This window comes from Flavobacterium sp. (assembly GCF_040383245.1).
In the GTDB taxonomy this organism is placed as follows: Bacteria; Bacteroidota; Bacteroidia; order Flavobacteriales; family Flavobacteriaceae; genus Flavobacterium.
Genome location: NZ_JBEIDX010000015.1, coordinates 1 through 25,772 on the forward strand (window position 1 = coordinate 1; position 25,772 = coordinate 25,772).

Genomic DNA, 25,772 nt, shown 5'->3' on the forward strand with positions numbered 1-25,772 from the left:
ATAAAAAAAGTCAAGCTTGTAGCTCGACTTTTTTTGTGACCCGACTGGGGCTCGAACCCAGGACCCCATCATTAAAAGTGATGTGCTCTACCAACTGAGCTATCGAGTCATTGCGTTCTAGTTTTTTAAAGACTGAAGTCATTTTAGTGACCCGACTGGGGCTCGAACCCAGGACCCCATCATTAAAAGTGATGTGCTCTACCAACTGAGCTATCGAGTCTTTTTTATTTTCCTTGAACGCGGGTGCAAATATATGACGATATTATTTATTTTTCAAAGCAATTTTGTTTTAAATTTACCTTTTTTTATTAATTACTCTTAATACCTTATTATATAAGGTTTTATCTATGAAAAAAGTTGTTTTGGTTGGTTATATGGGTAGTGGAAAGTCGGTAATTGCAAGTCAATTAGCCGATAAAATGGGAGTGACTTTCGTAGAATTGGACGCGCGTATTGAAAAAAAATGCAACCTTTCGGTGCCGGCTATCTTTGATAAATATGGCGAATTGTATTTCAGAAAGTTAGAGAGAGAACTTTTTTTAGGATTAATTCAGGATACTTCCAATGATTTAATTATCAGCACCGGCGGTGGAACTCCTTGTTACTATAATAACCATGAGTTGTTGCAGGCAGAAGGAGTAGTTTCGGTATACTTAAAAGCGTCTATTGCTACTTTGGCAAATAGATTGAAGAAAAATAGAGCTTCTCGACCTTTATTAGCTAATTTGAATTTGGATTATTTGCCAGAATTTATTGCCAAGCATCTTTTTGATAGGAATTATTATTACAATCAAGCAACCTATACTGTAGTTGTAGATGATAAAAGTGTAGCACAAATTACTTCTGAAATAGCCGATTTATTAGTTTAATAAAGCGTAACTATCGGTTTCTTCAAATACAACGGTTACATGTTCTAATGAAGAAGTAGATAAAGATATTCCTTTAAAATCGACTTTTATTGGATATTTTTTATGATTTCGATCGACTAAAACAGCAGTTTTAAATTTTTTTAAAGGCACATCCAAAAAATGTTTAACACCATACATTAGGTTAGAACCCGAATTTAATACATCATCTACTAAAACAATTCCCTTGTTTTGATAGGCTTCTTTAGAAATAGAAGTGCTAATTTCTGAATTTGGATTTTGTTTGTTCATTTTTACTTCACATAGAATCACTTCTAGTGGTGAAATAGTTTTTAAAACGCGAGCTATTTTTTCAGCAAAAATATATCCATTAGATGCAATACCTGCAATAACAATGCTTTCTTCTTCTACGAAAGTTTCATAAATTTGGTAAGCAATACGCTTGATTTTGTGATCAATTTCAGATTGGGATAAAATTTTATTTGCTGTCATAAAAATTAATTTTTGGTAAAGATAAAAAAGAGTTCCTTTTCAGATTAATGTTTTTTAAAATATTAATAACCTATTCTATATCGGTATTAAATTCTATATCGTCTAGATCCCTACGGTCTTTTTTGGTAGGTCTTCCGGTTCCAGTTTTTCTATAATGCTCTTTGGATAATTTTAATAATTCCAAATGTGCAAAGGCTTCGGCTGGAGTTTCGTCTTTGCGGTAGATGTCTACCAGTTTGGCGCCCACTCGATTGTCTGGAATATCCAACACTGTTATGATATGTACAATTTGGTCTTTTCGAAAGGTGATTTTATCAGTAGGGAAAACTTCTCTAGAAGCTTTTGCCACTTGACCATTTACAGTAATGTGGTTCTTCTTGCAAGCTTCGGTAACCATATTTCTGGTTTTGTAATACCGCACACACCACAAATATTTATCTACTCTCATAAATTTATCTAAAATCAACGTTAAAACCTTTACAAAAATAAATCAATATTGTATCTTGCGCACTTAAAATTTGATGAATAATGAATAATATTTTTAAAATACTTTCTTTTTTTGCAATTTGTGTAGGAATAGCAGCTTGTACAAGTACTTCAACAGAAGAACCAGAAACACCACGAGACTATGCAACGCAATATGCTACAGATCTTGCTGCTATTGATTCTTATATCAACACGCATTACTTAACGTTTGATGCTGATTATAATGTTACCTTTGATACTTTGTTGCCTACAAGCGGACATTCATCAATAAGAACTGACACTGCTTTTCAATTAAAAGACACTACAGTTGTTGAAGATGGTATTGATTATAAAGTTTATTTTATCAAATTTAGAGAAGGTACAGAAAAGCGACCAACTCAAGTGGATTCAATTCATATTGCTTACAAAGGAATTAAATTATTAAAAAGCGCTCCTTTTGATCAAGCTGTTACTCCAACTTGGTTTAGATTACAAGAGGTAATTACAGGATGGTCTCATATTATTCCAAACTTTAAAACCGGAACTTATACTCCTGGTACAGGTGGTAATCCAACAACATTTAATAACTATGGTGCTGGAATAATGTTTTTACCTTCAGGTTTAGCTTATTATAATAATTCTGCAGGAACTATTCCTTCTTATTCACCGTTGATTTTTAGTTTTAAATTACATGAACTACGTTACCGTGATCATGATGCAGATGGTGTATTATCTAAAGATGAAAGAAAATTAGACCCAACTGTAAGTGCGTTAATCAGATGGAAAGAAAATCCAGGTGGAAATTTATTGAAAAAAGATATTACCGGTGCAGTAGTTACCGATGTAGCTTTTTTTGATACTGATAGTGACGGTTTCCCAAATATGTTTGATATTGATGATGATGGCGACCGTGTTATGACTCGAGTTGAGATAAAAAATCCATCAGGCGGATTGTATTTATATAATATGATTCCGGATTGTAGTGGTACTGCTACAAATCCAAATCGTGTTAGAAAACATATTGATCCTGCTTGTCATTAATAAAAAAAATCCCGTTCAATCAAACGGGATTTTTTTTTACTTATTCTCTAACTCTTTTCTCACTTTAATTAGTTTTTTCAATTTCTTACCATAAAGTGATTTGGCAATTTTTGGTGTCATCGATTTTTCGATGGTATCTAAAAACTTTAAATTGATATCATAAATTTCAGCAACAGCTACATAAGGCGCCACATCATAATCGGCGTGGTTTACAGCAAAATTGGTTGTGTAAAGATATTTTCTTCTCAAGATGTCGTCTTGTTCTTGTTTGATTTTAGCCAATTGAGCCGTGTTATTGTTTTTATAGGCTTCAAATCTTTTTTGGATTAAATCTAAATTTTGATCTACATAACGCGAAACTACTTTTTTGTATTCATCATAAAGTTCTTGATTTTTAGATCCAGAAATTTTAGCATCGGCAGTAAAAAAATCTAAAGAGGTTTCAATATTGATATTTCCTGGTTCTACAAAGAATGGCATGTTCGTATCAACCGAATTGGTAACTCCGCGATCAATAAAAAGGTACAACATTTCGGGAGAATCAATTTTTAAATCACTTGTAAAGTGAGAATCGCCATCAATTTTTATAGTGTCAATAGCTACAAGTGTCGTGTCTTTAATTCTTTGAATGTAAAGCGTTCCTTTTTTGAACCCTTTTATGTTTCCTGTTATGTGAAGATTTTTATCGGTTTTTTTCTCCTCACACGAAGAAAAAACTACAAGTGCTAATAAGGCAATAATTGTTTTTTGCATGGTTTATTTATTTTCGGCAAAATAATAAAAAAATCCTCGATTTATTATATAAAACGAGGATTTAAATGGAAATTAGTTTTGATTATTTTTTTAACCAAGCTTCTTTAAGTGCTACTTTAGAAGTGTCAACATTATAATAACCTTCTGACTCTTCATAAGCTAATGTTACTTTACCAGAAAGTGTCATTTCTTTTCCGTCTCTTTTAATTTTCATTGAAATGGCATCACCATCATTCCATTTTTGAGCTGCTGTCATTAATTCTGAAATTTGATCTAAGTTGTACTCGGTTCCATTGATAGCAGAAATAATATCGTCGCCTTTTAATCCTAATGAAGTTAAAAATGGACTCAAATCATTGTTGGTTTTAACTTTTATTTCTTTGTTGCTTCCACCTGTTATCCCTGCCGATTTTTTATTTATAAATGGATTTACAGCTTTTTTTATTTTAGTTTTTGCAATTCCCATTTTGGCAAAATAGTCATCGTAGTTAATTGGATTAGGTCCAGCTACATATGTGTTTAAAAATGCACCAACTTCTGGGTAGGTCAAGTCTGTTATTTTTGCAAATAAGTCTTTATCATTAAATGGTCTTAATGGACCAAATTCGTTGGTTAGTTTTTGCATTAAATCTAAAATCCCTCGTTCTCCATTGCTTTTTTCACGAATGATAATGTCTATACACATGCCTATTAAAGCACCTTTTTCATATACATTTAAGTATTGGTCTTTGTAGGGTGACACTAATACATTTTCACTCATTACAGTAAAGGGCATGGTGTCGTTTTGTCTTTTTGAACCTTTAATTTTTCCAATCATTCTTTTGTAGAAAGCTTCTTCGGTAATAAGACCTTGATTTACTTGAAAAAGATTAGCAAAATATTCGGTTACTCCCTCATACATCCATAAATGTTGAGACATTTTTGGATCGTTAAAATCAAAATAATGAATTTCATTAGAGTGTACTCCAAGTGGCGTTACAATATGAAAGAACTCATGAGAAACAACATCAATAATTTGTTTGCCCAGTGCAGCATTTGGCATCATTTCAGGAAATACAACCGAAGTAGAACTGTTGTGTTCCAACGCACCAAATCCTTTTGCATCTTTTCCGTTCATGTCTGATAAATAAAGAAGAACGGTATATCTTTTGTTGGTGTTAATTGGCCCTAAAAATTTCTTTTGAGCACGCATACATTTTTCTAAATCTGCAGATAAATCTTTAGCGGTATGAGTTCCAGTAGGTGAATACACACTAAATAATATTTCCATTCCTTCAACATTAAAAGTAGTGTAGTTTGGAGCCGAATACATGATTGGATTGTCGACTAGATCATTATATCTAGCTACAGAAAACACATCAGAAGTTGTGCTACTATCTGAATCTACAAGCGATGTAGCTCCGAAAAGAGTTTCTGGATGTGTGATGGTTAAAGTATAATTTAAATCTTTTTTATTGGTAAAATAACCTACAAAACCATGATTGTTGATAAGGAAGTTTTTCCCTTCAATGATGTTAGTTCCAGCAGGAGAAAACACGCCTTTTCCAAATCCACCATTTCCTTCAATATCAAAGGTGTCGTTTACCCAATAAGTAACTTTACTTAATTTATTAGCGTTTTTAATTTGCCAAGAATCTTCATCTAGTTTGTTTACTTCTAACTCATTTCCTTTAGAATCTAAAGCTTTTAAATCGTCAATGAATTTGCCATAATCATCAACAGAATACGTTCCCGGAATAATTTTAGGAAGGTTGTAAACGATTTCTTTTTCTGTAATTGTTGGAGCCAAAACGGTTACTTGCACTTTGTCCTCTTTTACTACATTAAGGTCAATTGTAACTTCAACTTTTTGATTTTTTTTCGATTGTGCTGTTGCTTGGTAACTAATGAATAAAGTGGCAATAGCTACACCTAAAATTATTTTTTTCATATTTTTTGATTTTCAAATATTAGTATTTATAAAAGAGTATTTGTTACAATTTAAATTGAATTAATAAACAGTGTAATGCTGGAAATTAGCTCGGGCATTACTGGAATATTTGGACTGTTGTAGGATTTTGCATTATCTTCATCAACCAAAATTTCCTTAAAAATATGATTCATGTTTTCAATAATTTTTATTTCTGATTTTGGGTTGGCTCCATGCAATAATTGGGCATCGCTAGGAGGAACCTGAATGTCTTTAGTTCCATTTAGAATTAAAATTGGAATGTCCAGTTTATTAATCTCTGTTTGAGGATTGTATTTTATCCACGAAATCATATACGGCTGCACGCTTTCTCTAAAGATAGAAGCTAACATTGGGTTTTTATTTTCAAATGTTTTTCCTGCTTTAAGCGAGGTCAATCCTTCTTGAGCAACTTCTTTCATTTTTGGCGATTGCTTGCCCAATTGTTCAAGTAAAACTTCATCAATACCTCTTCCTGCTCCAGCTATAGAAACATACCCATCAACATTGTTAAATGCTGCAAGCATACCAATAAGGGAGCCTTCGCTATGGCCTGCAATAATTATTTTAGAATATTTTTTTTGAGATTTAAAATAGGTTACCACATCTTTCGCATCTTTGATAAAATCTTCAAAAGACAAGTTTTTCTCGTCTAATGTCTTTGCAATCATTTGTGCAAAAATTCTTTTATCATAACTGTAAACTGCAATGCCGTTTTTGGCCAATCCTTCAGCTAGAAATTTTAAGGAATTATTCATTCCGCCAACGGTGCTGTTCCCGCTTCGGTTAGTAGGGCCAGAGCCTGCAATAAGAATAACTAATTTTGTTTGTGGGGTTTCTTTGTAAGGTGAGAAAAGAGTTCCTTTAATAAGTGAATTTACTTCTACTTCTTGTTTGGTTATATTATCTTCTTGAGAAAAAGCAATGCAATTGACAAGTAATAAAATCCATAATATTTTTTTCATAACTATATATTTGAAACAAAATTAAGGTTTTGTAGTAATAGATAGTGTTAAAAAAAAGCGATAATTTCTTATCGCTTGGAGATTTTATTATGGGTAATTTGTCTTTGAAGTTTGCATTTAAAACGGTCAATGCCATTCACTCGTAATTTAGCATGCTTAGTTGCTCTGCCTTGTACACGTTCGCGCCACATTCTGAAACTTGACGCTTTCATTTCGCGTCGCATAATTTCAATAGTTTCCTGTTCGGAAATGCCAAACTGAAATGTAATTGCTTCAAATGGGGTTCGGTCTTCCCAAGCCATTTCAATTATTCGATCTATTTGAATTTCGGTGAATTGTTTTTCTTGCATGAAGCAAAAGTCGGTAGAAAACTAAAAAACTCTTGTTGAACAAGAGTTAAATTTTTTTTAATCAAATTTGTTTTTCATATAATATTTACCGTCTAGATCGTCAAAATCATCGTCAACTATTGGTTTCGGTTTTGGTTTGCTTGCGGTAACTTTCTTTTTCCAAAGCTCAAAGTTGTCTTTGGATAATCTTTTTCGCATTAATTCGGTTACTTCATTTTCGGTAATTCCAAATTCTGCTTTTAATACTTCAAAAGGCTTTCTTTCCTCTTGGGCCATGCTAATAACTCGTTCTATTTGTTCGTTGTCTAGCTCTACTCTTTTACTTTTTTTCATTAGTCGAAAAGCACTGTTAGTGTTAATTAGTATTCGGTGTAATTTATTTATAATTCAATATTAAGAAAAAAAATAATTACTTTTTTAAAACAAATTAAATTTTTAATCAATATAAATTAAGATTGGTTGTAATGTTTCATTAAATAATAGGTGTTTACACATAAAATAAAGGCATTTGTAATTATTATGGGCCAAGAAATTGCAAGCATAATTCCGTATCCAATAAATAAAATGGCGCCAATTGAGTTTATAATTCTAAGTTTTATAATGTTCTTCATTAAAAATGAAATCATTAATACTAAGGAGGCTAAATAGCCAATTAATTCGGTTGTAGTGAAATTCAAAATAGTTTTATTTGATGGTTAAATATATATTAAGTGCTAAGTTAGAATTAATAGTTCTAGTTTTATAAATGTAATAATAAAATTACGAACTTTGTTTAAAATTTAAATTATGATAGTAAATCCTAAAAATGGTGTAGATCAACTACTTTTTGGCATGAAGCAAAAAGATGTAATTGCTATATATGGAGAACCAGACAAGCAGTTTAAAGACGACGATCAAAACATTATTTATTTATATAACAGCCAAAAACTTCGAATAACTTTTTACGAAGACGAATCCATGAGGTTGGGTTACATTATTACTTCATATCCAGAGGTAACTTTATTGGGCAAGAAAATAATGGGTAGGGAAGTAGCAGAAGTTAAAAATGAATTACCATTTAAGTCATGGGAACAAGAAGATTTTGATTCCACCGAAAATCATTTTAATGAAAGCAACTGGTTGGTTTTACAATCGGAATACGGTAAAATAATTCGTGTTGAAATAGGAGCCATCATAAATGATAAAGACGAATTTGAATGGAAGTTTAAATAAAAAAAGCCCTCAGTAGAGGGCTTTTTTTAGTTGTTTATTTTGATCAATTCTACTTCAAAAATTAAATCGGTTTTAGGAGGAATCACTCCACCAGCACCACGATCACCATAAGCTAAAGTATAAGGAATGAAAAATTTATATTTAGCTCCTTCTTTCATTAATTGAACACCTTCTGTCCAACCAGGAATTACTTGGTTTAATCCAAAATCAATTGGTTGACCTCTTTGTACGCTACTGTCAAATACTTTACCGTCAAGGAAAGATCCGGTATAATGTACTTTTACATTACTTGTTGCAACCGGCATTGCTCCAGTACCTTCTTGTAGCACAATATATTTTAAACCGCTAGCAGTAGTTTTTCCATTTGCAAATTCTTTAGAAATTTTTTCATTTGCAACTGCTCTAGCTGCTGCATCTTTTTCAGCTTGAATTCGTTCTTCTTCCGCTTTCCCTGCAAAATAATCTGCAAAAACTTTAGAGGCATTGAATTTATTTGCTTCAGCACCTTTTCGTGAAATGGTTATTTTATTGATTACATCATCTTGAGCGATTGCATTAACAATATCTTGGCCTGTAACCACATATCCAAAGATAGTGTGTTTTCCATTTAACCAAGGTGTGTCTTTATGCGTAATGAAAAACTGAGATCCATTTGTTTTTGGACCAGAATTAGCCATTGCTAAAATACCCGCTTTGTCAAATGTAGCATCCGTAAATTCATCTTTAAAAGCATATCCTGGACCACCTTGACCATTCCCGTCGGGATCTCCACCTTGAATCATGAAGTCTTTAATAACTCTATGAAATTTTAATCCATCGTAAAACTTTCTTCCTTTATATTTATCAGCTACTTGCGTGTTTGTTCCTTCTGATAAAGCAATAAAGTTAGCTACAGTAATAGGCGTTTTTTGATATTCTAATTTAATTAATATTTTACCTTTAACAGTTTCTAGTTCTGCGAAAATCCCTTCATTAGTATTGATTGCAGGTGCAGCTGGACCAGAAGTGGTAAGTTGAGGTTTTGCTGGAGCAACTGTTGTTTTTGTGGTTGCTTTCGTGGTAGTTTTTTTGGTTTGTGCATTCGTAATTGTTAATCCTAAAAGAAATAACAAAGCAATATTAAATTTCATTCTCATGGGTAATTATTTAAATTGATTTATATTAAGTTATAGTTATTCGGTTAATTCTACTTCAAAAATTAGGTTTGCGTTTGGTGGGATTACATTTCCTGCTCCATTTTCACCATAACCTAAATTAGATGGGATGAAAATTAATGCTTTATCACCAATATTTAATTTACATAATCCTTCTTCAAATCCAGGAATCATTCCCCCTTTTGAACCATATTGATAAGGAAGTGGCATGTATCCATTTTGAGCTGCTCTTTGTGGGTCTAATTTCCCAAATGATTCTGCAATTTTAGAATCACTCGTATCAAATAATACTCCGTTTTCTAAATATCCCGAATAGTTCACATTTACAGTAGCTCCGTTAGCAGGTTTTTTTCCAGATCCTTTTTGGAATACAGCAAATTGTAACCCTGTACTTGTTTTGGTTGCTGTAGCTTTAATTCTGGCAAAGAAAGTAAGTTTTTCAGTCACTACTTTTTTATAAGTAGCGGCATAAATAGCTTCCTGCTTTTTTTGATTCTCCAATTCGGCTTTATAATAATCACTAAAAACTTTAACGGCATTAAATTTCTTTGCAGCTTCTCCTTTACAGATGATTTTAACCGAATTGATTACATCGTCTTGAACGATAGTATTTGCTGTTTTCATTCCATCTTCAATCACACGACCAAAAATAGTATGCTTCCCATCTAACCATGGAGTATCTTTAATTGTGATAAAAAACTGACTTCCGTTAGTGCCAGGACCTGAATTTGCCATCGCCAATAAACCACCCTTATCAAATTTTAAATCGGTGATTTCATCTTTAAATTTGCATCCAGCATCACCAGTACCATTTCCTAATGGGTCACCACCTTGAATCATAAAATCTTCGGCATCACCATTGGTTTTTGAAATTACTCGATGAAATTTTAATCCGTCATATAATGGTTTCCCTTTATATTCTTCAGCAACAAATGGATTGTTTCCTTCAGCAAGTGAAATAAAGTTAGCCACTGTAACAGGCGCTTTTTTGTATTCTAATTCAACTAAAATTGTTCCTTTAGCAGTTTCAATTTCTGCGTATATTCCGTCTGGTAAATTAGTGTGTTTGTCATCCTTGCATCCTACTAATAGAACTGTTAGTATAAAACCTAATAAACATGCTATTCTTTTCATTATTCTTGAGTTGTTTTATTTTCGTTTTTTATGTCATTTAAAGTAACCGTACAAATAATTGGTTCGTTTGTTCCAATTCTACGGTCATCACCATGATAACCATAGGCCATGTGTGAAGGGAATAAAAAAGTAACTTTTTCTGATTTTTTCATTAATTTAATTCCGTGGCGTAATCCCATTAGAATATTTTGTTTGTCCACAACATAATTCTGTGGTTTTAATTCCAATTGCGAATAAATAACATTACCATCCAAATCTTTAATTTCATAATCAAAGCAGGCCACATCTCCTTTTTTTGGATGAATGGTATCTCTGTCGCTTTTTGTTTCATAGTAATACCAATATCCTTTTTGTGAAGCAATGTATTTGATCTCCGGATTACTTTTAATAATCGCATCAATTTTACTCTCTTCCCCTTTAATTAGTTTTTTATTACGTTCAACAGATGCCTTTAAAAACTCTCCTGATGAATGTGAAATAGGCATTCTTGCCTGTTGTTGCTTGCAGCTAATAAGCAGTATAAATGCTAAAAAAAGTGCTGAAATAAATGTTGTTTTTCTCATTCTAGATGATTGTTTTTGATAATATGGATTCAAATTTTTCAATTGTTTTTTCTAGTGAATCGTGGGATTTTCCTCCTGCAGCATTAATATGTCCTCCTCCGTTAAAATGATTTCGTGCAAATTGATTTACATCAAAACTACCTTGCGATCTAAACGATATTTTTACAATATTTTCGTCTCTGTGTTCAATGAAAATAGCTGCAAATACAATTCCTTTAATGGTTAAACCATAATTAACAATTCCTTCGGTATCACCTTTTACATAATTAAATTCGTCTAATTCTTTTTGCGAAAGTTTAATGTAGGCGGTTTTTAATTCCGGAATAACTTTCATGTTTTGCAAGGCTCTACCTAAAAGTTGTAAGCGATCGTAAGAATTATTATCGAACAATAACATTGGAATTTCCGAATTATCAACACCTAATTCAATGAATTCAGCTGCAATTCGGTGTGTAGTTCCGGTAGTTTTTGGAAAACGAAATCCCCCCGAATCGGTTAATATTCCTGTATATAAACAGGTAGCTATAGTTTTATCTATTAAATGCTTTTGATTTAAAAAACCAATGAAGTTGTAAATCATTTCGCAAGTAGAACCAAATGCAGTATCCGAATAAGTAAACGTCGCATACGAATCGGGCAATTGGTGGTGGTCAATCATCACCATTGGAACAGTAAGTTTGTTTAATACCTGTTCCATTTCGCCGGTGCGGTGCAAGGCATTATAATCTAAGGTAAAGACTATTTCTTGCTCCTGCAGAATTTGAGTTACTTTTTCTCTTTCATTCTCATAAACTAAAACAGTATCGGAAGCCGGAAGCCAAGCTAAAAATTCCGGAAAATCATTGGGTGCAATCACAACCGGTTGGTGGTTCAATTTCAGTAAAAAATGATACAAACCAAGGGTGGAACCCATTGCATCTCCATCCGGACTTCGGTGGGGGATGATGGCAATTTTTTTGGGCGTTGCCAATAATTCGGAAAGTGCTTGAATGTCTTTTTCGTTCATAGGATGCGAAATTACATTTTTTTGTGTTAAAAAAATGTTATTTGGAAACAAAAAGACCGAACCAAACCGCAAAAATTCCAAGTAAAACACTTAGTGCTATATAACTAAATGCTAAAAGGGATTGGTTGGATTGTAATAGCGAGTTGTTTTCAAATCCAAAAGTTGAAAATGTGGTATAACCACCGCAAAATCCGGTTACTAAGAACCACTTTAAATTCCCATTGGCTAAATTGTTTTTTTCAAGATAGCCAATAAATATTCCAATGATAAAACATCCCAATACATTGGTTAAAAAGGTCGCTAATGGAAAGGCATGACTCCAATATTTATTAACTAATAATGAAGTTAAGTAGCGTAATACACTTCCAACAGCGCCACCTAGGCCTATGTAAATAATTGTTTTTAACATGTAGAATTATTTGATTTCAAATGTAATAAATATACGTTGAAAATTAAAGTTGGATTTTATTTCAAATTAAAAATTCCCCAAATAGGCACATGATCAGAAATTTTACGGGCCTCTTTAATTGAATTAAAACTACTATAGAAAGTAATAATCCCCGATTGAGTTGCATTCATTTTTTTTGGATTGAAAAACATATTATCGTATTCGGAAGCCAAACAATCGTTTTGAATACACTTTTGGCGTAAGCTTGTTTTTTGATTAACTAAACTGCTTTTATATCCTATTTTCTTTAAAGGAATAAAAACCTCGTTGGATTGCGGACAATTAAAATCACCCATAAAAATCAAATTCAAATTTGGGTATAACCCCGGAAATAATTTAAAATATTTTATTTCACTTTCTGGATTTTTCTTCTTCGGAACCGCATGAAAAGTAACTATGGTGAATTGCTTTCCTTGATAGTCAAAGGTGCTCAAATAAGGTTCACGGTCTATTTCATTTGCATAATTAGCATCAAGCCAACTTCGACCAATTTTTTTTACTTTCGATGTTTTCCAAATAAAAGCATAGCGTTCAATGCTAGAACGATTGGCACTTGTTGTGGGGTCACTAATAGAATAATCCCAATGAAATCCTTTATTTTCTAATATGTTAACTAGTCTCGCAACGGCTTGAGCGCCGCCTTTTCCAGCCACAACTTCTTGAATTGCAATCACATCATATTTATTGATTGTTTTTGCAATAAAATCTAGTTCAGAATCTGATTTAGATTTTCCAAAATTCATAATATTCCAACTGCAAATCGATACTTGAGAAAAAACTAGTGTGCAGTTTAATGCTAGAAGTGCTAGGAAGAAATATTTTTTTGTTATCATAATCTGATTTGTAATTTTTGCTAATTTAATAATAAATTATTTCGGAAATACATTTTTTAATTTAACCAAGATTAGTACTTTTGCACATGCAACACAACGTACTTATTTTAGATTTCGGTTCGCAATACACCCAGTTGATTGCCCGACGCGTTCGCGAATTAAATATATTCTGCGAAATTTTTCCTTACAATAATTATCCAACAGATTTATCTTCTTACAAAGCCATTATTCTTGGTGGAAGTCCGTATTCGGTTCGTTCTGAAGACGCTTTAAAAATAGATTTATCGCACATTCGTGGCAAATTTCCATTGCTTGCCGTGTGTTATGGGGCGCAATATTTAGCTCATTTTTCTGGTGGTGAAGTAGCCGCTTCCAACATTAGAGAATACGGAAGAGCCAATTTGGAATACATAAAAGAAGGCGAAGTTTTCTTTGAAAATGTAAGTCCAAATTCACAAGTTTGGATGAGTCATAGTGATACAATTAAGCACCTTCCAACAAATGGTGTGAAACTAGCAAGCACACACGACGTAGAAAATGCAGCCTACCGAATTGAAGGCGAAACCACTTATGCAATTCAATTTCATCCTGAGGTATACCATTCAACAGACGGAAAACAAATTTTAGAAAACTTCTTAGTGAAAATTGCTGAAGTGCCTCAAAATTTTACTTCAAATGCCTTTGTTGAAGATTGCGTTAAAGATTTAAAAGAAAAAATTCAAGACGATAAAGTGGTACTTGGTCTTTCAGGTGGAGTAGATTCAACCGTGGCTGCCGTTTTATTAAATAAAGCCATTGGCAAAAACTTATATTGCATTTTTGTGAACAACGGATTGCTTCGTAAGAATGAGTTTGAAAATGTATTGCACCAATACAAAGACATGGGCTTGAATGTGAAAGGAGTGGATGCTTCCGATCGCTTTTTAAGTGAATTGGCAGGTGTTGATGATCCAGAAACAAAAAGAAAAATCATTGGTCGCGTTTTTATTGAAGTTTTTGATGATGAATCAAAAATTATCGAAGACGTAACTTGGTTAGCTCAAGGAACAATTTATCCCGATGTAATTGAATCGGTTTCGGTAAAAGGACCTTCAGCAACTATAAAATCACACCACAATGTGGGTGGTTTACCCGATTTTATGAAATTAAAAATTGTAGAGCCACTCCGAATGTTATTTAAAGATGAGGTGCGACGAGTAGGAGCAACCTTAGGAATAGATCCCGAATTATTAGGTCGCCATCCATTTCCAGGACCTGGATTGTCAATTCGAATTTTAGGTGACATCACTCCCGAAAAAGTGCGTATCTTGCAAGAAGTAGATGCCATTTTTATTGAAGGTTTAAAGTCGCACGGTTTATACGATAAAGTATGGCAAGCAGGTGCAATTTTACTTCCAGTGAATAGTGTGGGCGTAATGGGTGATGAGCGTACTTATGAAAAAGTCGTTGCCCTTCGCGCAGTAGAATCTACGGATGGAATGACTGCTGATTGGGTACATTTACCTTATGACTTCTTGATGAAAATTTCTAACGAAATTATTAATAAAGTAAAAGGGGTAAATAGAGTGGTTTATGATATTAGCTCTAAGCCGCCAGCAACCATTGAGTGGGAATAATTCAGAATTCAGTAAGGTGTTTGATTTTGGAATTTAATTTATAAAAACATGATTAAAAGAGTTATTTGCATTTTAGTATTGTTATTTTCCTTTTCAAATTTCGGACAAGGTTTCACCAAACATAAAGTTGTAAAAGGGGAAACGGTTCCTGCAATTGCGCAAAAATACAAGGTAACCCCTTATGATATTTATAAGCTAAATCCCGATTCGCAAAACGGAATTAAAGAGAATTCTATTTTATTGATTCCGAAGAGTATACCGCAACCCACTTCATCTGCTGCTACTCCAAAAACACCCGCTTTAAATAAGGTAACTGAGTATACAGTCGTTACTGGTGACACAAAGTATAATGTAGCTAAACGATTTGGTATTTCGGTGGAGGAATTAGAATTGCAAAATCCAGAAATTAAGGAGAGCCTTCCGCTTGGATTTAATTTAAAAATTAAATCAGCCGCCGCACCAAAATCTATAATTAACCCAGAAAAAGCGCAAGTTAAAGAAAGTGATTTATTAGAGTATACGGTAAAAGCTGGGGAAACTTTATATAGCTTGACGCGTCTTTTTAATCTAACTGAAGCTTCATTAATTGGTTTGAACCCCGATTTATCTAATGGGTTAAAAGAGGGTATGGTATTAAAAGTACCAGCAAATCTTTCGTTTGCAAAAGAAAATAAGAATACCATAAAGGATTTGACTAAATCTATATCCAATCAGCAAAAAAAGAAATTGGTTTTGTTCTTGCCTTTCAATGCCTCTAAAATTCAAAACGACACCGTTACGTTAGTTTCAGAGCGATTAAAAAAAGATAAATTCTTAAACATGACACTCGATTTTTATTCGGGTGCTTTGATGGCAATAGATTCTGCCAAAGTGTTAGGAATGAATTTTGATGTGAAAATCTTCGATTCTGAAGAAACAAAAAATACCACCAGTGCAGTTTCGATTGTTTCTGGAGCTGATTTTACAAATACCGATGCTGTTATTGGTCCGTTTTATCAAGTAAATGTTGAAAAAGTCGCTAGTGTTTTGGAAAACAAAAATATTCCAGTTATCTCTCCATTATCCAAAGAAGAGGGAAAATCATACGCCAACTTATATCAATCGATGCCACAAAATGACGCATTGAAAAATGCCATGTTTGACTATATGCGAGCAAAAAATGGAAATATTATTGCGGTGGTTGATCCAAAAAAGAATGCCATCAAACAATATCTTCAAGAATATCAAAAGGGAATTAAGTTAGTTGGGGTTAATGAAAAAGGAGGCTTTGTTGGAGACAGTATCAAAAAGTACTTTATAAAAAACCGAATGAATTATGTGGTTTTGGTATCAGAAAAAACAGGCGTTATTTTTACAGTTACCAATACCATGCAAAGTGCTTTAAAAGATTATCCACTTCAATTGGTAATCTTAGAACCCAATGAAACGCTTGATTTTGAGGAAATTGCATTATCTCGTTTAACTAAATTGAAGATGGCCTATCCATCGGCATCTCGAGAAAATGAAACTTTAGAATCCCAACAATTTGCAAATGCCTTTAAAAAGAAAAACAGAATTTTCCCAAATCAATATGCTATTCGAGGATTTGATTTGACTTTTGATACGATGTTGCGTTTGTCACAGGGACAAACTTTTGAAGAAAGTGCCAATGCGACTGTTTCAGAGCAAATTGAAAGTAAATTTGATTATGCGAAAAAAATGTCGGGAGGTTATGCTAATAACGGAATTTATATCTTGTATTACGACGAAGATTTAACAATAAAACAAGAGCAATAATGGCAACATCAAAGGTAACTTACTTGAGAGGTTTAAGAACTTCATCCATTCATTTACAATCAGGTTCTGAAATAATAACCGATGCTCCAACTGACAATAACGGAAAAGGAGAAGCCTTTTCTCCAACAGATTCGGTAGCCAACGGATTAGCTTCTTGTATGTTTACCGTAATGGGAATTAAAGCCCAAGATATGGGTGTGGATTTTTCGGGTTCAACTGCTGAGGTAACTAAAATTATGGCTGCCGAACCAAGAAGAATTTCTGAAATTCAGGTAACTTTCGCTATGAATCTTGCTACTGATGAAAAAACAAAAACAATTTTAGAACGAACCGCAATGACTTGTCCAGTTTTTTATAGTTTGCATCCCGATATCAAGAAAGATATTGTTTTTAATTGGAAATAATTAAATACTGCTTGATTTATTTATGTCAGTCTGAGCCTGTCGAAGACTATAAAAGAGCAATACTTCATGTTTGATTAGGTTAATTTTAGTGTATTTATCACCAAGCCCTTTAGTAATAAAATAAATGGACAACCAACAAAAACTTCTAATTAAACTGGCGCACACTAAAATGCCTTTCGGTAAATACGAAGGGTATTACCTTATTGATTTGCCTGAGTATTATGTGGTTTGGTATAGCAATAAGGGTTTTCCTAAAGGTCAATTGGGCGAACAATTGCAATTGATTTATGAACTCAAATTAAATGGGTTGGAAGAATTGGTTCGGAACATCAAAAAAAAATATCCAAAACCATAAACTAGATTGTACGATTTTTAGAATTTTAGATGGGATTATTTTTATAAACATCCAATAAATTTCTTACTTTTGCTTCGTTTTTTACTACAAAAAAACAACTACATAATAACACAACAACAAGTTTGGACAACTACTAGTAGTTGTTCTAAAAAAAAAACGATGAATCCAACCAAGTACATTTTTGTAACAGGCGGTGTAACTTCTTCTTTAGGAAAAGGAATTATAGCAGCTTCATTAGCAAAATTATTACAAGCACGCGGGTATAGAACTACCATACAAAAGTTTGATCCGTATATCAATGTTGACCCAGGAACTTTAAATCCCTATGAGCACGGAGAGTGTTTTGTGACCGATGATGGTGCAGAAACAGATCTTGATTTAGGGCACTACGAACGTTTTTTAAATGTTCCAACCTCGCAAGCTAATAATGTAACTACTGGTAGAGTCTATCTTTCGGTTATTGAAAAAGAGCGTCGTGGAGAATTTTTAGGGAAAACGGTTCAGGTGGTTCCTCATATCACAAATGAGATTAAAGAACGCATGCAATTGCTTGGTAAATCAGGCGATTTTGATATTGTAATTACTGAAATTGGAGGAACTGTTGGAGATATCGAATCATTACCTTACATCGAATCGGTGCGTCAATTGGTATGGGAATTAGGTGATAATAACGGAATTGTAATTCACCTTACATTAGTTCCTTATTTGGCTGCAGCCGGAGAATTAAAAACGAAACCAACCCAGCATTCTGTTAAAACATTAATGGAAAGCGGAATTAAAGCCGATATTTTAGTTTGTAGAACCGAGCACGAAATTTCGGATGAATTGCGTCAAAAATTGGCTTTATTTTGCAATGTAAAACGCGAAGCAGTAATTCAATCTATTGATGCTTCAACCATATATGAAGTTCCTAATTTAATGCTTGAAGAAGGATTGGATTTAGTAGCTTTGAAGAAATTAAACTTACCCGAAAAATCAAATCCTGATTTATCGCAATGGAATGATTTCTTGCACCGATTGAAAAATCCGAAACATACTATCAATGTTGGTTTGGTCGGTAAATATGTTGAATTGCAAGATTCATATAAATCTATATTAGAAGCTTTTATTCATGCAGGAGCTGCAAATGAAACTAAGGTGAATGTGATCAGTATTCATTCGGAATTTGTAGATAAAGATAATGTTGCTGAGAAATTAAAAGGTATTGACGGAATCCTGGTTGCACCAGGTTTTGGAGAAAGAGGAATAGAAGGTAAAATTGAAACCGTTCGTTATGCAAGAGAAAATAATCTTCCTTTTTTCGGAATTTGTCTTGGAATGCAAATGGCCGTTATTGAATATTCTAGAAATGTATTAGGTTTAGCTGATGCCAATTCTACTGAAATGAATTCAAATACGAGCAACCCAGTTATTGATTTGATGGAAGACCAAAAATCAATTACAGATAAAGGGGGAACGATGCGTTTGGGATCATGGAAATGTGATTTAAAAGAAGGGACTTTAGCAAAAGAAATTTACGGTAAATCGCAAATTGAAGAGCGCCACCGCCACAGATACGAATACAATAACAAGTATTCATCCGAATTAGAAAAAGCAGGATTAATAAGTTCTGGAATCAATCCAGATACTGGCTTAGTAGAAATTGTTGAGGTGAAAAACCATCCATTTTTCATTGGAGTACAATACCACCCAGAGTACAAAAGTACCGTTGCTAATCCGCAGCCTATTTTTGTTAGCTTTGTTGCTGCAATGGTAAAAAATAAAAAATAGGTAACATATTGGTCAATTTATCGACTGATTAAAAAATATAAAAGAATAATGGAAGAAAAGAAATTTGACAAGAATTCGATAATTGGCTTTGGTTTAATTTTCCTTATTGTGATGTGGATGATGTTCAACAGTCAGCAAGCAGAACAAAAGGAACAAGCTGAAAAAGCGAAACAAGCACAAGTTGACAAACAAAAGAAAGCTAAGGAAGTTGCTACTAAAGAAGTTGCAGCAGTTGTAGTTGATACTGTTGTTAATGACACTGTAAAAAAACAAAAATTACAAGGTGCCTTAGGTAGTTTTGCTTATTCGGCATCTCTTCCAACTGCTAAAGAAGGTTACACCGTTTTAGAAAATGATTTAGTTAAGTTAACTATTTCAAATAAAGGGGGTTATGTATCTGAGGCAATTCTAAAAAAATACGAAAAATTTTCAAAAGGATCAGGCCAATTAGTGGAGTTGATTAAAAACAATAATGCCAATTTTAATTTAGCATTACAAACCAAAGACAACCGTGTTTTAAATACAAATGACTTGTTTTTTGAACCAACTTTTAAGCAAGTTGGAGAAAACAAAGTGTTATCGATGAAATTAAAAACGGGGGCGACTACTTTCTTAGAGTATAATTATACTTTGAAACCAAATGATTATATGGTTGATTTCGACCTTCGTTCGCAAGGATTGAGTACTGCCTTAAATACATCTAAAGAAACTAATTTAGAGTGGGATTTAAAAACCTACAGAAACGAAAAAAGTATAAACTACGAAAATCAAAATGCCGAAGTATATTTTGAATATGAAGAAGGTAAGATTGATTATGTTTCACAAGGAAGTGATCAAGAAGAAACACCAGAAAACACCTCGTTTATTGCTTATAAACAACATTTTTTCTCTACTATTTTACTAACAAATACGCCTTTTAAAACGGCTAAAATTCACTCCTCTTCTTTAGTTAATGATGAAAAAGTAGATACTGTTTTTACCAAAGAATTTAAATCTATTGTGCCTTTAGCTTATAATAGTAAAGGAGAGCTAGACTATAAAATGAATTGGTATTTTGGTCCAACAGATTACAAAACCTTAAAGTCTTATGAAGGTAAGAATTTAGATAAAGTGATTCCTTTAGGATGGGGTATTTTTGGTTGGATTAACCGATTAATATTTATTCCGCTATTTGGATTCTTAGGAGGATTCATGTCCTATGGATTGGCAATCATCATTTTTACCATTTTGATTAAAATTGCAATGTCACCTATTACTTTCAAATCGTTTTTATCTCAAGCAAAAATGAAAGTATTACGACCTGAAATAGCAGAAATTAGCGAAAAAATAAAAGATCCTGTGAAAAAACAACAGGAAACGATGAAATTGTATTCAAAAGCAGGGGTAAATCCAATGGCAGGATGTATTCCAGCATTAATTCAAATGCCATTCTTAGTGGCTTCGTTCCGATTCTTCCCTTCGGCTTTTGAATTGAGACAAAAACCTTTCCTATGGGCAGATGACTTGTCTTCATTTGATCAAATTTTAAAATTACCATTTAATATTCCTTTATATGGAGACCATGTAAGTTTATTTCCAATATTAGCAGCAATTGCAATTTTCTTCTATATGAAGATGACTTCGGGAGATAATCAAATGGCACAACCTCAACAAGAGGGAATGCCTGACATGACCAAAATTATGAAAATGATGATTTACCTTTCTCCAATTATGATGTTGATTTTCTTCAATAGTTATGGATCTGGATTAAGTTTATATAACTTTATGTCTAACTTAATCACAATTGGAATCATGTTAGTTATCAAAAAGTATTTCATTGATAGCGATAAAATCCATGCTCAAATTCAAGAAAATAAAACAAAACCTGTTAAAGAAGGTAAGTTTCAAAAGAAGCTTCGTGAAGTAATGGAACAGGCAGAAGAGCAAAAAGCAAAAGGGAAAAAATAATCTAAAAGCCGTCAGTAATGATGGCTTTTATCTTTATACTAAAAAAAGAAAATTTAAGTTATTATAACATAAAAATACGACCATGAAATATTTAGTTATCTTATTGTTTTTTTCGGTTTCATTGTTCGCACAAGAAATCAATCAAATAGATGCTAACGGAAAAAAACACGGTGTTTGGAAAGGCATTTATGAACAATCAAAGCGACCTCGCTATGAAGGAACATTTGATCATGGTAAAGAGATTGATGCGTTTAAATTCTTTGACGATACCGCAGCAGGAACTGTAATTGCAACTCGAGAATTTAATTCAAAAGACAATTCTTGTTACACCATTTTTTACAATCAAAAAGGGAATAAAGTAAGTGAGGGTAAATTGGTGAACAAGTTATATGTTGGCGAATGGAAATACTACCATGAAGATTCTTCGGTAATTATGACTTCTGAGAATTATGTAAATGGGAAATTAAATGGATTGCGAAAAGTAACTTATCCAAGTGGTAAAATTGCCGAAGAAGCCAATTATAAAAACGGAAAAAAGGAGGGGTCTTATAAAAAGTATACAGAAAGTGGAATAGCTTTAGAAGAATCGATTTATAAAAATGGTGAATTTGATGGGCTTACTATTTTTAGAAGTCCTGATAATGTTATTGTTGCAAAGGGTTTGTTTGTAAAAGGTAAAAAAGAGGGAATTTGGGAATTCAATACAAATGGTAAAATTACCAAGGAAAATATGACAACTAAAAAACCTCGAAAATTTGTAAAAAGAGAAATTACTCGAGAAGAAGAATAAATAGCAAATAAATAAAATTTACTTAAGTATATGTTTTAACAATTAAAGCATATACTTTTTTTTATTATTTGATGTAAATTTGTAACTTAAATTAATTGCATTTCAAAACATGAAGCGTGTAGTAGTTGGTCTTTCTGGTGGTGTAGATTCTAGCGTTGCAGCCTATCTTTTAAAGGAGCAGGGTTATGAAGTTATTGGCCTTTTCATGAAAAATTGGCACGATGATTCAGTTACGATTTCCAACGAATGTCCGTGGCTTGAAGACAGCAACGATGCACTTTTAGTTGCCGAAAAACTAGGAATTCCTTTTCAAACCGTTGATTTAAGTGAACAATACAAAGAGAAAATTGTTGATTACATGTTTAACGAATACGAGAAAGGGAGAACTCCCAATCCCGATGTTTTGTGCAATCGCGAAATCAAGTTTGATGTCTTCATGAAAATTGCTTTAAGTTTGGGTGCCGATTATGTAGCCACCGGACATTATTGTCGAAAAGGAGAAGTTGGGGTTAATGGAATCCCAACTTATCAATTACTTGCAGGAAAAGATGGTAACAAAGATCAATCGTATTTTTTATGTCAGTTATCGCAAGAGCAATTAGCCAAAGCATTATTTCCAATTGGAGAATTAACTAAGCCACAAGTGCGTGAAATTGCTTCTAAAATGGAATTGATTACCGCCGAAAAGAGAGATTCACAAGGGCTTTGTTTTATCGGTAAGGTAAGACTCCCAGAGTTTTTACAACAGCAATTACAACCCAAAGAAGGTACTATTTATGAAGTTCCTGCAATTAGTGAAATTTACAAACAAGTAAAACCAACATTTACTAATTTAGAAGAGGAATTGATATATGAATCTACTCCAATTACATATTTACCCTCAATGGGAAAGGTAGTTGGAAAACACCAAGGGGCCCATTATTTTACCATTGGACAACGAAAAGGTTTGAATGTGGGCGGAACCAAAGAAGCCTTATTTATTATCTCAACAAATGTAATTACCAACGAAATATATACTGGTCAAGGGCAATCCCATCCGGGCTTGTTTCAAAAAGCGTTGCGAATTCAAAATTCAGAAGTGCATTGGATACGCCCCGATTTAAAACTGGAAAATGGGCAGTCAATGCAAGTTATGGCCCGCATTCGATATAGACAAGAATTGCAAAAGGCCACACTGCATCAATTTGAAAGTGGACTTTATGTTTCGTTTGATCAACCGCAATCAGCAATTTCTCAAGGCCAATTTGTAGCATGGAATGTTGGCGAAGAATTAGTTGGTTCGGGAGTAATTTCTTAATTTAGACTTATTAATTAAAAAACTATGAAGAAACTGATACTTATACTTACTTTGTTTATTGCTTATGAGTCTTTTTCTCAAGAAGATGCATGGGTTTATTTTAATGACAAGCCAAATGCAGCTGCATTTTTTAGTAATCCTTTATCAGAACTTTCTCAAAAATCTTTAGACAGAAGAACTGCACAGGGAATAGCATTAGTAATTAATGATGCACCTCTCGAAGTAACTTATGTTGACCAAATATCTTCGGCAACTGGTATAACCGTAATGGCCAAATCCAAATGGCTGAACTGCCTACATATCCGCGGAAGCGTTACCGATATTCAAGCATTAGCTGCTTTGCCTTTTGTGAATTTTGTGCGCTTTGCTGATAATTCATTAAACAATAAAATGGCTACTTCAGCTGCTATTTCTCCTGTAAATAAATCTTTGGAGGTTCAGGAAAGTTTTAATTATGGAACTTCATTAAATCAAATCCAAATGCTGAACGGCCATTTATTGCACCAGACAAATTATACTGGTGCTGGCAAAATTATAGCAGTTTTAGATTCGGGTTTTTTTGGAGTAGATACTGCTCAGCCTTTTCAAAGATTGTTTACCAACAATTTAATTCTTGGTGGTTATAACTATGTTAGTCAAAGTAATAATTTATATGTATTACACAATCATGGCACCATGACATTGTCTTGCATGGGTGGATTCACTGATAATCAATTGGTAGGAACTGCTCCAGATGCAAGTTATTATTTGTTTATCACTGAAGATGTCGCCACAGAAAATCCAGTTGAAGAGAGTTATTGGGTACAAGCTGCAGAAGAAGCCGATCGTTTAGGTGCGGATATTATTACCTCCTCCTTAGGTTATTTTGGTTATGACAATCCAAATTACAGTTATACTTATTCACAAATGACCGGAAATACAGCATTTGCTTCTAAAGGAGCAAATATTGCGTTTAGCAAAGGAATAGTGGTGGTTGCAAGTGCCGGAAATTCTGCAAATAGTGCAGATCCCCATATAGGAGTTCCTGCTGAAGCAAATAATGTATTGGCTATTGGTGCTGTAAAAGCAGACCGATCGTATGCATCTTTCAGTTCTATTGGACCAAGTTTTGATTTACGGGTTAAGCCCGATGTAATGGCGCAAGGACAAAGTTCGGTATTGTCAAGTACCGCGGGTAGCATTATTACTGCAAGCGGAACTTCTTTTTCATGCCCAATTATGGCCGGTATGATTGCCTGTTTTTGGCAAGCAATTCCTTGGGCAAATAACGCACAAATCGTACAATTTGTTAAGCAATCTGCAGATAGATTTTTAACACCCAATAATTTATTTGGATATGGAATTCCCGATTTTCAATTGGCTTTAAATATTGCAAATTTAGTTACGGTTGAAAATAATAAAGAGAATTTTGTTTTGTATCCCAATCCAACTTCTAGTTTTGTAACTATTTCATTTCCTGTTGATATAAATGACGCTAAGATTACGCTTTATAATTCATTAGGGCAGGTTGTGTTGGAAAAAACTATTTCTAAATCAGTTTCAATATTAAGTTTAGAAACTCTAAATTCGGGTGTGTATTATTACAAAGTACAAAGTGATATAGTAAGTCAATCCGGAAAAATAATCAAAGAATAATGAACAGAATCACGCAACTTTTCAATATTAAATATCCAATTATTCAAGGTGGAATGATTTGGAACAGTGGTTATAAATTAGCTAGCGCCGTAAGCAATAGCGGCGGATTAGGTTTAATAGGTGCTGGCTCTATGTATCCCGAAGTTTTGCGAGAGCACATCCAGAAATGTAAAAAAGTAACCGACAAACCATTTGGAGTTAATGTACCTATGTTGTATCCTAATATTCAAGAAATTATGGATATTATTGTGGAAGAAGGCGTGAAAATTGTTTTTACATCTGCAGGTAATCCAAAAACATGGACTTCATTTTTGAAGGATAACGGAATTACTGTAGTGCATGTCGTAAGCAGTTCAAAATTTGCTTTGAAAGCACAAGAAGCCGGAGTTGATGCAGTCGTAGCCGAAGGATTTGAAGCGGGAGGCCACAATGGAAGAGAAGAAACTACTACTTTGACTTTGATTCCGATGGTAAAAGAAAATATATCAATTCCATTAATTGCTGCAGGCGGAATAGCCACAGGTCGTGGAATGCTAGCTGCAATGGTATTAGGTGCCGATGGCGTTCAAATGGGAAGCCGTTTTGTAGCTTCTACTGAAAGTTCGGCGCACGATAATTTTAAGAAATCAGTATTGGAAACAGGAGAAGGGGAAACCCAATTAACGCTTAAAGAATTGGCTCCAGTTCGATTAATCAAAAATAAATTCTTTAATGATGTGCAAGAATTGTATTTGAAAGGCCCATCAAAAGAAGATCTTGAAAACTTATTAGGAAAACGCCGTGCAAAACGAGGAATGTTTGAAGGTGATTTAGTTGAAGGCGAACTAGAAATTGGTCAAATTGCTGGACTAATACATGATATAAAACCGGTTGAAGTCATTATTAAAGATATTATCTCTGAATTTGAAGTAGCTAAAACAGAACTTAAATCTATTGGATTTTCAAACTAATT

27 protein-coding genes and 2 tRNA genes are annotated in these 25,772 nt (G+C 33.4%); 13 read left to right on the forward strand and 16 right to left on the reverse strand.

Features of this window, described 5'->3' with window-relative positions:
* Positions 1-36: 36 nt before the first annotated feature.
* Together ABWO08_RS07455 and ABWO08_RS07460 are read right to left on the reverse strand one after the other, a co-directional pair.
* A tRNA-Lys gene (locus ABWO08_RS07455) sits at positions 37-109 on the reverse strand.
* 38 nt (positions 110-147) lie between these two features.
* Positions 148-220, reverse strand: a tRNA-Lys gene (locus ABWO08_RS07460).
* 127 nt (positions 221-347) lie between these two features.
* Here ABWO08_RS07460 and ABWO08_RS07465 point away from each other — a divergent pair.
* The gene (locus tag ABWO08_RS07465) at positions 348-869 is read left to right on the forward strand and encodes a shikimate kinase (protein WP_353084797.1); all 522 of its coding nucleotides are present in this window, start codon (positions 348-350) and stop codon (positions 867-869) included.
* Here the strand turns inward: ABWO08_RS07465 and ABWO08_RS07470 are convergent.
* A complete protein-coding gene (locus tag ABWO08_RS07470) occupies positions 861-1,358 on the reverse strand; it encodes a phosphoribosyltransferase family protein (protein WP_353084798.1) in 498 nt (165 codons plus the stop codon). The two genes, ABWO08_RS07465 and ABWO08_RS07470, sit on opposite strands and share 9 nt — an antisense overlap.
* A 70-nt stretch (positions 1,359-1,428) precedes the next feature.
* Positions 1,429-1,806: an RNA-binding S4 domain-containing protein gene (locus ABWO08_RS07475; RefSeq protein ID WP_353084800.1), complete on the reverse strand. Its 378-nt coding sequence runs from the start codon at positions 1,804-1,806 to the stop codon at positions 1,429-1,431.
* Positions 1,807-1,886: 80 nt separating this feature from the next.
* Between ABWO08_RS07475 and ABWO08_RS07480 the strand changes: the two genes are divergently transcribed.
* Positions 1,887-2,864 (forward strand): FKBP-type peptidyl-prolyl cis-trans isomerase, encoded by a 978-nt coding sequence (locus tag ABWO08_RS07480; RefSeq protein ID WP_353084801.1) that lies wholly within the window; start codon positions 1,887-1,889, stop codon positions 2,862-2,864.
* A 36-nt stretch (positions 2,865-2,900) separates the two neighbouring features.
* Here ABWO08_RS07480 and ABWO08_RS07485 read toward each other — a convergent pair whose 3' ends face one another.
* The 6 genes from ABWO08_RS07485 to ABWO08_RS07510 all read right to left on the reverse strand — a co-directional run bounded on the left by ABWO08_RS07485 (position 2,901) and on the right by ABWO08_RS07510 (position 7,557).
* Entirely contained in the window at positions 2,901-3,617 is a 717-nt protein-coding gene (locus ABWO08_RS07485; RefSeq protein WP_353084803.1) for a DUF4369 domain-containing protein, read from the reverse strand.
* 82 nt (positions 3,618-3,699) lie between these two features.
* Positions 3,700-5,547, reverse strand: a complete 1,848-nt coding sequence (locus ABWO08_RS07490; RefSeq protein WP_353084805.1) for a M61 family metallopeptidase — start codon at positions 5,545-5,547, stop codon at positions 3,700-3,702.
* 50 nt (positions 5,548-5,597) lie between these two features.
* Entirely contained in the window at positions 5,598-6,530 is a 933-nt protein-coding gene (locus tag ABWO08_RS07495) for an alpha/beta hydrolase (protein WP_353084807.1), read from the reverse strand.
* 68 nt (positions 6,531-6,598) lie between these two features.
* A complete protein-coding gene (locus tag ABWO08_RS07500; RefSeq protein WP_353084809.1) occupies positions 6,599-6,880 on the reverse strand; it encodes a TIGR03643 family protein in 282 nt (93 codons plus the stop codon).
* A gap of 57 nt (positions 6,881-6,937) precedes the next feature.
* Positions 6,938-7,213: a TIGR03643 family protein gene (locus ABWO08_RS07505; RefSeq protein ID WP_353084810.1), complete on the reverse strand. Its 276-nt coding sequence runs from the start codon at positions 7,211-7,213 to the stop codon at positions 6,938-6,940.
* 116 nt (positions 7,214-7,329) lie between these two features.
* Positions 7,330-7,557 (reverse strand): uroporphyrinogen decarboxylase, encoded by a 228-nt coding sequence (locus ABWO08_RS07510; protein WP_353084812.1) that lies wholly within the window; start codon positions 7,555-7,557, stop codon positions 7,330-7,332.
* A 109-nt stretch (positions 7,558-7,666) separates the two neighbouring features.
* Between ABWO08_RS07510 and ABWO08_RS07515 the strand changes: the two genes are divergently transcribed.
* On the forward strand, positions 7,667-8,092 hold the full coding sequence (locus tag ABWO08_RS07515; RefSeq protein WP_353084813.1) for a hypothetical protein: 426 nt from the start codon (positions 7,667-7,669) through the stop codon (positions 8,090-8,092).
* A 26-nt stretch (positions 8,093-8,118) separates the two neighbouring features.
* Here ABWO08_RS07515 and ABWO08_RS07520 read toward each other — a convergent pair whose 3' ends face one another.
* From ABWO08_RS07520 to ABWO08_RS07545, 6 genes are read right to left on the reverse strand one after another with little or no spacing between them, the layout of a single operon-like run.
* Positions 8,119-9,222, reverse strand: a complete 1,104-nt coding sequence (locus ABWO08_RS07520; protein ID WP_353084814.1) for a peptidylprolyl isomerase — start codon at positions 9,220-9,222, stop codon at positions 8,119-8,121.
* A gap of 42 nt (positions 9,223-9,264) precedes the next feature.
* Positions 9,265-10,380, reverse strand: a complete 1,116-nt coding sequence (locus tag ABWO08_RS07525) for a peptidylprolyl isomerase (protein ID WP_353084815.1) — start codon at positions 10,378-10,380, stop codon at positions 9,265-9,267.
* Positions 10,380-10,943: a gliding motility-associated peptidyl-prolyl isomerase GldI gene (gene gldI, locus ABWO08_RS07530; protein ID WP_353084817.1), complete on the reverse strand. Its 564-nt coding sequence runs from the start codon at positions 10,941-10,943 to the stop codon at positions 10,380-10,382. The genes ABWO08_RS07525 and gldI overlap by 1 nt, the downstream gene beginning before the upstream one ends.
* Before the next feature lies 1 nt (position 10,944).
* Positions 10,945-11,949 (reverse strand): DHH family phosphoesterase, encoded by a 1,005-nt coding sequence (locus ABWO08_RS07535; RefSeq protein WP_353084819.1) that lies wholly within the window; start codon positions 11,947-11,949, stop codon positions 10,945-10,947.
* Between the two features lie 37 nt (positions 11,950-11,986).
* Positions 11,987-12,358 carry a fluoride efflux transporter CrcB gene (gene crcB / locus ABWO08_RS07540; protein WP_353084821.1) on the reverse strand — a complete coding sequence of 124 codons (372 nt, stop codon included), beginning with the start codon at positions 12,356-12,358 and terminating at the stop codon, positions 11,987-11,989.
* Between the two features lie 56 nt (positions 12,359-12,414).
* Positions 12,415-13,230: an endonuclease/exonuclease/phosphatase family protein gene (locus ABWO08_RS07545; RefSeq protein WP_353084823.1), complete on the reverse strand. Its 816-nt coding sequence runs from the start codon at positions 13,228-13,230 to the stop codon at positions 12,415-12,417.
* Between the two features lie 86 nt (positions 13,231-13,316).
* Between ABWO08_RS07545 and guaA the strand changes: the two genes are divergently transcribed.
* The 10 genes from guaA to ABWO08_RS07595 all read left to right on the forward strand — a co-directional run bounded on the left by guaA (position 13,317) and on the right by ABWO08_RS07595 (position 25,770).
* Positions 13,317-14,846 carry a glutamine-hydrolyzing GMP synthase gene (gene guaA / locus ABWO08_RS07550; RefSeq protein ID WP_353084824.1) on the forward strand — a complete coding sequence of 510 codons (1,530 nt, stop codon included), beginning with the start codon at positions 13,317-13,319 and terminating at the stop codon, positions 14,844-14,846.
* Between the two features lie 48 nt (positions 14,847-14,894).
* The gene (locus ABWO08_RS07555; RefSeq protein ID WP_353084826.1) at positions 14,895-16,622 is read left to right on the forward strand and encodes a LysM peptidoglycan-binding domain-containing protein; all 1,728 of its coding nucleotides are present in this window, start codon (positions 14,895-14,897) and stop codon (positions 16,620-16,622) included.
* On the forward strand, positions 16,622-17,026 hold the full coding sequence (locus ABWO08_RS07560) for an OsmC family protein (RefSeq protein WP_353084828.1): 405 nt from the start codon (positions 16,622-16,624) through the stop codon (positions 17,024-17,026). The genes ABWO08_RS07555 and ABWO08_RS07560 overlap by 1 nt, the downstream gene beginning before the upstream one ends.
* 124 nt (positions 17,027-17,150) lie before the next feature.
* Complete coding sequence (locus ABWO08_RS07565) at positions 17,151-17,381, forward strand: DUF3820 family protein (protein WP_353084829.1); 231 nt, start codon at positions 17,151-17,153, stop codon at positions 17,379-17,381.
* A 159-nt stretch (positions 17,382-17,540) separates the two neighbouring features.
* Entirely contained in the window at positions 17,541-19,151 is a 1,611-nt protein-coding gene (gene pyrG / locus ABWO08_RS07570) for a CTP synthase (protein WP_353084831.1), read from the forward strand.
* 48 nt (positions 19,152-19,199) lie between these two features.
* A complete protein-coding gene (gene yidC, locus ABWO08_RS07575; RefSeq protein ID WP_353084833.1) occupies positions 19,200-21,098 on the forward strand; it encodes a membrane protein insertase YidC in 1,899 nt (632 codons plus the stop codon).
* Positions 21,099-21,180: 82 nt separating this feature from the next.
* Positions 21,181-21,888 carry a toxin-antitoxin system YwqK family antitoxin gene (locus tag ABWO08_RS07580; RefSeq protein WP_353084835.1) on the forward strand — a complete coding sequence of 236 codons (708 nt, stop codon included), beginning with the start codon at positions 21,181-21,183 and terminating at the stop codon, positions 21,886-21,888.
* A gap of 109 nt (positions 21,889-21,997) precedes the next feature.
* Positions 21,998-23,185: a tRNA 2-thiouridine(34) synthase MnmA gene (gene mnmA, locus ABWO08_RS07585; RefSeq protein ID WP_353084837.1), complete on the forward strand. Its 1,188-nt coding sequence runs from the start codon at positions 21,998-22,000 to the stop codon at positions 23,183-23,185.
* A gap of 24 nt (positions 23,186-23,209) precedes the next feature.
* The gene (locus ABWO08_RS07590) at positions 23,210-24,820 is read left to right on the forward strand and encodes a S8 family serine peptidase (RefSeq protein WP_353084838.1); all 1,611 of its coding nucleotides are present in this window, start codon (positions 23,210-23,212) and stop codon (positions 24,818-24,820) included.
* The gene (locus ABWO08_RS07595; protein ID WP_353084840.1) at positions 24,820-25,770 is read left to right on the forward strand and encodes an NAD(P)H-dependent flavin oxidoreductase; all 951 of its coding nucleotides are present in this window, start codon (positions 24,820-24,822) and stop codon (positions 25,768-25,770) included. The genes ABWO08_RS07590 and ABWO08_RS07595 overlap by 1 nt, the downstream gene beginning before the upstream one ends.
* The last annotated feature ends 2 nt before the right edge of the window (positions 25,771-25,772 follow it).

What these genes read in the sequence shown, in the direction of transcription:
- ABWO08_RS07520 (WP_353084814.1), bottom strand. Translation starts at nt 9,222, where the DNA reads ATGAAATTTAATATTGCTTTGTTATTTCTTTTAGGATTAACAATTACG.
- ABWO08_RS07495 (WP_353084807.1), bottom strand. Translation starts at nt 6,530, where the DNA reads ATGAAAAAAATATTATGGATTTTATTACTTGTCAATTGCATTGCTTTT.
- guaA (WP_353084824.1), top strand. Translation starts at nt 13,317, where the DNA reads ATGCAACACAACGTACTTATTTTAGATTTCGGTTCGCAATACACCCAG.
- ABWO08_RS07505 (WP_353084810.1), bottom strand. Translation starts at nt 7,213, where the DNA reads ATGAAAAAAAGTAAAAGAGTAGAGCTAGACAACGAACAAATAGAACGA.
- mnmA (WP_353084837.1), top strand. Translation starts at nt 21,998, where the DNA reads ATGAAGCGTGTAGTAGTTGGTCTTTCTGGTGGTGTAGATTCTAGCGTT.
- ABWO08_RS07470 (WP_353084798.1), bottom strand. Translation starts at nt 1,358, where the DNA reads ATGACAGCAAATAAAATTTTATCCCAATCTGAAATTGATCACAAAATC.
- ABWO08_RS07560 (WP_353084828.1), top strand. Translation starts at nt 16,622, where the DNA reads ATGGCAACATCAAAGGTAACTTACTTGAGAGGTTTAAGAACTTCATCC.
- ABWO08_RS07535 (WP_353084819.1), bottom strand. Translation starts at nt 11,949, where the DNA reads ATGAACGAAAAAGACATTCAAGCACTTTCCGAATTATTGGCAACGCCC.
- ABWO08_RS07580 (WP_353084835.1), top strand. Translation starts at nt 21,181, where the DNA reads ATGAAATATTTAGTTATCTTATTGTTTTTTTCGGTTTCATTGTTCGCA.
- ABWO08_RS07555 (WP_353084826.1), top strand. Translation starts at nt 14,895, where the DNA reads ATGATTAAAAGAGTTATTTGCATTTTAGTATTGTTATTTTCCTTTTCA.
- ABWO08_RS07525 (WP_353084815.1), bottom strand. Translation starts at nt 10,380, where the DNA reads ATGAAAAGAATAGCATGTTTATTAGGTTTTATACTAACAGTTCTATTA.
- ABWO08_RS07485 (WP_353084803.1), bottom strand. Translation starts at nt 3,617, where the DNA reads ATGCAAAAAACAATTATTGCCTTATTAGCACTTGTAGTTTTTTCTTCG.
- ABWO08_RS07475 (WP_353084800.1), bottom strand. Translation starts at nt 1,806, where the DNA reads ATGAGAGTAGATAAATATTTGTGGTGTGTGCGGTATTACAAAACCAGA.
- ABWO08_RS07465 (WP_353084797.1), top strand. Translation starts at nt 348, where the DNA reads ATGAAAAAAGTTGTTTTGGTTGGTTATATGGGTAGTGGAAAGTCGGTA.
- pyrG (WP_353084831.1), top strand. Translation starts at nt 17,541, where the DNA reads ATGAATCCAACCAAGTACATTTTTGTAACAGGCGGTGTAACTTCTTCT.
- ABWO08_RS07500 (WP_353084809.1), bottom strand. Translation starts at nt 6,880, where the DNA reads ATGCAAGAAAAACAATTCACCGAAATTCAAATAGATCGAATAATTGAA.
- ABWO08_RS07490 (WP_353084805.1), bottom strand. Translation starts at nt 5,547, where the DNA reads ATGAAAAAAATAATTTTAGGTGTAGCTATTGCCACTTTATTCATTAGT.
- ABWO08_RS07595 (WP_353084840.1), top strand. Translation starts at nt 24,820, where the DNA reads ATGAACAGAATCACGCAACTTTTCAATATTAAATATCCAATTATTCAA.
- ABWO08_RS07515 (WP_353084813.1), top strand. Translation starts at nt 7,667, where the DNA reads ATGATAGTAAATCCTAAAAATGGTGTAGATCAACTACTTTTTGGCATG.
- crcB (WP_353084821.1), bottom strand. Translation starts at nt 12,358, where the DNA reads ATGTTAAAAACAATTATTTACATAGGCCTAGGTGGCGCTGTTGGAAGT.
- ABWO08_RS07545 (WP_353084823.1), bottom strand. Translation starts at nt 13,230, where the DNA reads ATGATAACAAAAAAATATTTCTTCCTAGCACTTCTAGCATTAAACTGC.
- gldI (WP_353084817.1), bottom strand. Translation starts at nt 10,943, where the DNA reads ATGAGAAAAACAACATTTATTTCAGCACTTTTTTTAGCATTTATACTG.
- ABWO08_RS07590 (WP_353084838.1), top strand. Translation starts at nt 23,210, where the DNA reads ATGAAGAAACTGATACTTATACTTACTTTGTTTATTGCTTATGAGTCT.
- ABWO08_RS07565 (WP_353084829.1), top strand. Translation starts at nt 17,151, where the DNA reads ATGGACAACCAACAAAAACTTCTAATTAAACTGGCGCACACTAAAATG.
- yidC (WP_353084833.1), top strand. Translation starts at nt 19,200, where the DNA reads ATGGAAGAAAAGAAATTTGACAAGAATTCGATAATTGGCTTTGGTTTA.
- ABWO08_RS07480 (WP_353084801.1), top strand. Translation starts at nt 1,887, where the DNA reads ATGAATAATATTTTTAAAATACTTTCTTTTTTTGCAATTTGTGTAGGA.